This is a genomic window from Dactylosporangium sp. NPDC049140, assembly GCF_040648435.1.
In genome coordinates this window covers 1-1,514 of record NZ_JBEZDS010000154.1, presented here as the reverse complement: position 1 = coordinate 1,514, position 1,514 = coordinate 1, and the positions used below count along the sequence as shown (strand labels likewise).

The window sequence follows — 1,514 nt, the reverse complement described above, 5'->3', positions numbered from 1 at the left end:
ATGCAGTGGGCGTCGGCGGGGTCGGTCTTGCGAGACTGGTTGGTGTCAAATAGCCGGGCTCGCGCGGACAGTTTCGCCGGCACGTCGAGCACGGTTTCGCCGTCGGCGACCAGTCGTTGGGCGATGTGCCGGCCGATGCCGTTGCATCCTTCTACTGCCCAGACCCGGTCTTTGTGCTGCCGACCGAGCTTGAGCATCGCGGTGTAGCCGTCGCGGTCGGTGCCGAACCGGCCTTGAGCCAGGACCTTCTCCCGGCTGTTGATGATCTCGATGGTCGCGGACCGTTTGTGCGGGTCCATGCCGATGATACGCGTGCCACGCCGTCCTCCCCCTCCTCGATCTGACCGATGTTGATGTCAGCGAGGAGGGCAGCGCTTCTTCGAGCTGGGCAAACCCCTCCGGAGCCTCTCCACGCCGCGGTGACCGGCAGGACGCACGCCAGATGAGAGCCACACCAAACAGCAATGGGCAGCCGATGAGAGAGCGAACCCACCGATCACCTCGACCCAGCCAGGCCGGGCTGCGGTCGTACCACCAGTAAATAAGAAGCCGATGAGCGGACGCCCATCAAACTTCCGCTGGATGTTGCCGATCTAGGGTGATGCTGTGGTCAGTGCCCTGCGGCTGGAGCCGCTGCTGTTTGCCGCCGAGTTCGGTTCACACCGTATGCGGATCTTCGTGGACGGCGTTGATGTGGTGGCAGCGGCATACGGTCCCGGCGGCTTTTGCGGAAAGCCAGTAGCCGGGTTCATGCCTTCGCGCCTGCTGGGACCGCATGGGCTCGCCGCATCGCAGAACGTGCGAGAGGTCGCGCTGGGCGGCTCCGACACGACTGAGGACCAGCTCACCGTCCAGATTCGTCAGGTTGGCTCTGCGGTGATCTGGGACCGCTGGCGGATGGTGGACATCGAGACGGTGGTCAAGGAAGGGCCGGATGTTGGATTGAGCACGTTCCGGTTCGACGCGCGAGCCTACGCATCTGAGCTAGCCCGCGCCACGGCGCAAGCCGACCGAATGTGGCCGGCACGCTCGGTCGCGGAACTGCTCGAGGCCATGTTGTGGCGCGATGGGTACGACCAGGACGGCGGCACGTGGGTACGCCGCTATACAGCGATCCGCGCTCCGGAGGAACGCCCGGACGTGGTCGAGATCAGTTACTACGCCCGCGATATGAGTGGCCTTCGATATGCCATGCCGGGCAGCTACGTCGCGACCTTTCCGGTCGTCCCTTCCGATCCCGACCATCAGGCTCAGGTCATCGCCCACCGGCTCGGCCATGAAGATCTAAAACCGGTATCGGTCCATCGGCCTCAGCAGCGCCGCCGGTGACAGCACTCATCTGCCGCCGTCGGTGAGCTTGGTCCCTCAAGCGGCAGTGACGCTCGGTGGATGAGCCCGTGGCCGGCCTGGCGCGCTGAACTGGTTCCCCTCTAGGTCAAGGGGTCTTGGCAGGATTTTTGCGGGCTGTTCTAGGCTTGTTGGTAGCGGGTCCGGGCTGTGACTTGTCCGAAGTG

At 64.5% G+C, this 1,514-nt stretch carries 2 protein-coding genes; one reads left to right on the top strand and one right to left on the bottom strand.

Annotated elements, in window-relative coordinates; translation table 11 throughout:
• Positions 1-299: transposase (locus AB0B76_RS58945; protein WP_360395193.1), on the bottom strand; the 299-nt coding region annotated here is incomplete at its 3' end.
• Between the two features lie 307 nt (positions 300-606).
• On the opposite strand from AB0B76_RS58945, the gene AB0B76_RS58940 reads away from it, so the two are divergent.
• Positions 607-1,329, top strand: coding sequence for a hypothetical protein (locus AB0B76_RS58940; RefSeq protein WP_360395190.1), 723 nt, complete (start codon positions 607-609; stop codon positions 1,327-1,329).
• Positions 1,330-1,514 lie beyond the last annotated feature (185 nt).